The 5310-nt window shown below is 56.2% G+C and carries 3 rRNA genes; all 3 read left to right on the top strand.

The window, feature by feature from the left end:
* The first annotated feature begins 139 nt into the window (after window positions 1–139).
* The 3 genes from GGG17_RS14395 to rrf all read left to right on the top strand — a co-directional run bounded on the left by GGG17_RS14395 (window position 140) and on the right by rrf (window position 5308).
* A 16S ribosomal RNA gene (locus tag GGG17_RS14395) occupies window positions 140–1660 on the top strand.
* Between the two features lie 355 nt (window positions 1661–2015).
* Window positions 2016–5120: ribosomal RNA gene (locus GGG17_RS14390) — 23S ribosomal RNA — on the top strand.
* A gap of 71 nt (window positions 5121–5191) precedes the next feature.
* Window positions 5192–5308: ribosomal RNA gene (gene rrf / locus GGG17_RS14385) — 5S ribosomal RNA — on the top strand.
* Together the 16S, 23S and 5S rRNA genes form the textbook arrangement of a ribosomal RNA operon.
* Window positions 5309–5310: the final 2 nt, after the last annotated feature.

Below are 5310 nucleotides of genomic sequence, written 5' to 3'. Positions count from 1 at the left end.
GTCGTGAGCGTCCGATGTTTGAGAACTCAACAGCGTGCCGAAATTCGATGCCAAGTTTTTGACCTCGTTTGAGGTTCCTTTGGTAGATGGACGATTCAACGTCATGTTGTTTTGTCTTTTTGCTGGGGTTGCAAATTTTTCTACGGAGAGTTTGATCCTGGCTCAGGACGAACGCTGGCGGCGTGCTTAACACATGCAAGTCGAACGATGAAGCCCAGCTTGCTGGGTGGATTAGTGGCGAACGGGTGAGTAACACGTGAGTAACCTGCCCTTCACTCTGGGATAACTCCGGGAAACCGGGGCTAATACTGGATATGACTCCTCCTCGCATGGGGTGGGAGTGGAAAGCTTTTGTGGTGGAGGATGGACTCGCGGCCTATCAGCTTGTTGGTGAGGTAGTGGCTCACCAAGGCGACGACGGGTAGCCGGCCTGAGAGGGCGACCGGCCACACTGGGACTGAGACACGGCCCAGACTCCTACGGGAGGCAGCAGTGGGGAATATTGCACAATGGGCGAAAGCCTGATGCAGCGACGCCGCGTGAGGGATGAAGGCCTTCGGGTTGTAAACCTCTTTCAGCTCTGAAGAAGCGAAAGTGACGGTAGGAGCAGAAGAAGCACCGGCTAACTACGTGCCAGCAGCCGCGGTAATACGTAGGGTGCGAGCGTTGTCCGGAATTATTGGGCGTAAAGAGCTTGTAGGTGGTTTGTCGCGTCTGCGGTGAAATCCCAACGCTTAACGTTGGGCTTGCCGTGGGTACGGGCAGACTAGAGTGTGGTAGGGGAGACTGGAATTCCTGGTGTAGCGGTGAAATGCGCAGATATCAGGAGGAACACCGATGGCGAAGGCAGGTCTCTGGGCCATAACTGACACTGAGAAGCGAAAGCATGGGGAGCGAACAGGATTAGATACCCTGGTAGTCCATGCCGTAAACGTTGGGCGCTAGGTGTGGGGCTCATTCCACGAGTTCCGTGCCGCAGCTAACGCATTAAGCGCCCCGCCTGGGGAGTACGGCCGCAAGGCTAAAACTCAAAGGAATTGACGGGGGCCCGCACAAGCGGCGGAGCATGCGGATTAATTCGATGCAACGCGAAGAACCTTACCAAGGCTTGACATACACCGGAAACACTCAGAGATGGGTGCCCCGCAAGGTCGGTGTACAGGTGGTGCATGGTTGTCGTCAGCTCGTGTCGTGAGATGTTGGGTTAAGTCCCGCAACGAGCGCAACCCTCGTTCTATGTTGCCAGCGCGTGATGGCGGGGACTCATAGGAGACTGCCGGGGTCAACTCGGAGGAAGGTGGGGATGACGTCAAATCATCATGCCCCTTATGTCTTGGGCTTCACGCATGCTACAATGGCCGGTACAAAGGGCTGCGATACCGCGAGGTGGAGCGAATCCCAAAAAACCGGTCTCAGTTCGGATTGGGGTCTGCAACTCGACCCCATGAAGTCGGAGTCGCTAGTAATCGCAGATCAGCAACGCTGCGGTGAATACGTTCCCGGGCCTTGTACACACCGCCCGTCAAGTCACGAAAGTCGGTAACACCCGAAGCCGGTGGCCTAACCCTTGTGGGGGGAGCCGTCGAAGGTGGGACTGGCGATTGGGACTAAGTCGTAACAAGGTAGCCGTACCGGAAGGTGCGGCTGGATCACCTCCTTTCTAAGGAGCATATGCCTCTGCACCACCGTTCGTGTGGTGGGGGTGCTCAAGGGTGGAACATCGAATGGGTCGCGTCTGGTTGGCGCTGCTGGCGAGTACGGCTGTCATGCTTCTCCTGGTGGGGAGTGTGGTGGTGGGGAAAGTTGGTGGTGTTGGCTGGGTGTGGTGGCGCGCTGTTGGGTCCTGAGACATCGGGCCGGCTGCTGGTGGGGTCTCCTGTGTGGGGGTCGTGCTGGTGGTGGGACTGGTTGTCTTGGTTGTGCCTGGACTGCTGATAGCTCGAGCGTGTGCTTGGGTGTGTAGGTGGTTGGGGTTTGTGTTTTGAGAACTACACAGTGGACGCGAGCATCTTTGTGGCCAAGTTTTTAAGGGCGCACGGTGGATGCCTTGGCACCAGGAACCGATGAAGGACGTAGGAATCTGCGATAAGCCTCGGGGAGTCGATAACCAGACTGTGATCCGAGGATTTCCGAATGGGGAAACCCGGCTGGAGTTTATGTCCAGTCACCTGCACCTGAATATATAGGGTGTGTGGAGGGAACGTGGGGAAGTGAAACATCTCAGTACCCACAGGAAGAGAAAACAACAGTGATTCCGTCAGTAGTGGCGAGCGAACGCGGAAGAGGCTAAACCGGTCGTGTGTGATACCTGTCAGGGGTTGCACGGTCGGGGTTGTGGGACTTGTCTGCCCGTACTGACATGCGGGCGCACAGTGAGAAATCTTGTTCGTAGGCGAACGGTCTTGAAAGGCCGGGCATAGAGGGTGTTACCCCCGTAGCCGAAACGTTCGAGACTGTGGATGAGTATCCCAAGTAGCACGGGGCCCGAGAAATCCCGTGTGAATCTGGCGGGACCACCCGCTAAGCCTAAATATTCCCTGGTGACCGATAGCGGACTAGTACCGTGAGGGAAAGGTGAAAAGTACCCCGGGAGGGGAGTGAAATAGATCCTGAAACCGTGCGCTTACAATCCGTTGGAGCCTCTGTGTGGGGTGACAGCGTGCCTTTTGAAGAATGAGCCTGCGAGTTAGTGCTCAGTGGCGAGGTTAACCCGTGTGGGGAAGCCGTAGCGAAAGCGAGTCCGAATAGGGCGTCAGAGTCGCTGGGTCTAGACCCGAAGCGAAGTGATCTACCCATGGCCAGGTTGAAGCGCGGGTAAGACCGCGTGGAGGACCGAACCCACCTAGGTTGAAAACTGGGGGGATGAGCTGTGGGTAGGGGTGAAAGGCCAATCAAACTTCGTGATAGCTGGTTCTCCCCGAAATGCATTTAGGTGCAGCGTCACGTGTTTCTTACCGGAGGTAGAGCTACTGGATGGCTAATGGGCCTCACCAGGTTACTGACGTCAGCCAAACTCCGAATGCCGGTAAGTGAGAGCGTGGCAGTGAGACTGCGGGGGATAAGCTCCGTAGTCGAGAGGGAAACAGCCCAGATCACCAGCTAAGGCCCCTAAGCGTGTGCTAAGTGGAAAAGGATGTGAAGTTGCTGTGACAACCAGGAGGTTGGCTTAGAAGCAGCCACCCTTTAAAGAGTGCGTAATAGCTCACTGGTCAAGTGATTTTGCGCCGACAATGTAGCGGGGCTCAAGCACACCGCCGAAGCTGTGGCATTGACACATTGCCAAGCCTTTGTGGTTCAGGCGTGTCGATGGGTAGGGGAGCGTCGTGTGGCGAGTGAAGCGGCGGAGTGATCCAGCCGTGGACGCTACGCGAGTGAGAATGCAGGCATGAGTAGCGAATGACGGGTGAGAAACCCGTCCGCCGAATAACCAAGGGTTCCAGGGTCAAGTTAATCTGCCCTGGGTAAGTCGGGACCTAAGGCGAGGCCGACAGGCGTAGTCGATGGACATCCGGTTGATATTCCGGAACCGGCGCAGTACCGCCCCTAGCGAGGCTGGTGATACTAAACCTGGTGAAGCTTCTCTTAACCGCCTTCGGGTGGGTGAGGAGTGGATGAGGTGACCTGAGCCAGTAGTAGTTAAGCGATGGAGTGACGCAGGAAGGTAGCCTCCGCGTGGCGATGGTTGTCCACGTCCAAGGATGTAGCCCTGTGTGTAGGTAAATCCGCACACTGTATGGGTGAGATCTGATAGTGACCGCGTATGCGGGAAGAGGGTGATCCTATGCTGCCGAGAAAAGCTTCTAGCGAGGGACTGAGCCGCCCGTACCCCAAACCGACTCAGGTGGTTAGGTAGAGAATACCAAGGCGATCGAGTGAATCGTGGTTAAGGAATTCGGCAAAATGCCCCCGTAACTTCGGGAGAAGGGGGGCCATGATCGTGACGCACCTTGCGTGTTGAGCGTGAGTGGCCGCAGAGACCAGGGGGAAGCGACTGTTTACTAAAAACACAGGTCCGTGCGAAGAAGTAATTCGATGTATACGGACTGACGCCTGCCCGGTGCTGGAACGTTAAGGGGACCGGTTAGCCTTACGGCGAAGCTGAGAACTTAAGCGCCAGTAAACGGCGGTGGTAACTATAACCATCCTAAGGTAGCGAAATTCCTTGTCGGGTAAGTTCCGACCTGCACGAATGGCGTAACGACTTCCCCACTGTCTCAACCGCGAACTCGGCGAAATTGCATTACGAGTAAAGATGCTCGTTACGCGCAGCAGGACGGAAAGACCCCGGGACCTTTACTATAGCTTGGTATTGGTGTTCGGTACGGCTTGTGTAGGATAGGTGGGAGACTGTGAAGCATGCACGCCAGTGTGTGTGGAGTCATCGTTGAAATACCACTCTGGTCGTTCTGGATATCTAACCTCGGTCCGTGATCCGGATCAGGGACAGTGCCTGGTGGGTAGTTTAACTGGGGCGGTTGCCTCCTAAAGGGTAACGGAGGCGCCCAAAGGTTCCCTCAGCCTGGTTGGCAATCAGGTTTCGAGTGTAAGTGCACAAGGGAGCTTGACTGTGAGACAGACATGTCGAGCAGGGACGAAAGTCGGGACTAGTGACCCGGCGGTGGCTTGTGGAAGCGCCGTCGCTCAACGGATAAAAGGTACCCCGGGGATAACAGGCTGATCTTGCCCAAGAGTTCATATCGACGGCATGGTTTGGCACCTCGATGTCGGCTCGTCGCATCCTGGGGCTGGAGTAGGTCCCAAGGGTTGGGCTGTTCGCCCATTAAAGCGGTACGCGAGCTGGGTTTAGAACGTCGTGAGACAGTTCGGTCCCTATCCGCTGTGCGCGTAGGAAACTTGAGAAGGGCTGTCCCTAGTACGAGAGGACCGGGATGGACGAACCTCTGGTGTGTCAGTTGTTCTGCCAAGGGCACCGCTGATTAGCTACGTTCGGAAGTGATAACCGCTGAAAGCATCTAAGCGGGAAGCACGCTTCAAGATGAGGTTTCCATGCCCCTTGTGGGTGAGAGGCTCCCAGCTAGACTACTGGGTTGATAGGCCGGATGTGGAAGCACAGCAATGTGTGGAGCTGACCGGTACTAATAAGCCGATGACTTGACCCGAAGATTGCTCGCGTCCACTGTGTAGTTCCCGACACACAAACCATTCAGGTGGTTTGACAAGTCGATAGAGTTACGGCGGTCATAGCGTCAGGGAAACGCCCGGTCCCATTCCGAACCCGGAAGCTAAGCCTGACAGCGCCGATGGTACTGCACTGGAGACGGTGTGGGAGAGTAGGACGCCGCCGGACAA

This window comes from Arsenicicoccus cauae, assembly GCF_009707125.1.
GTDB classification, from domain to species: Bacteria; Actinomycetota; Actinomycetes; order Actinomycetales; family Dermatophilaceae; genus Arsenicicoccus; species Arsenicicoccus cauae.
The sequence above is the reverse complement of the archived record's forward strand: the minus strand, read 5'-3'. Positions and strand labels throughout refer to the sequence as shown.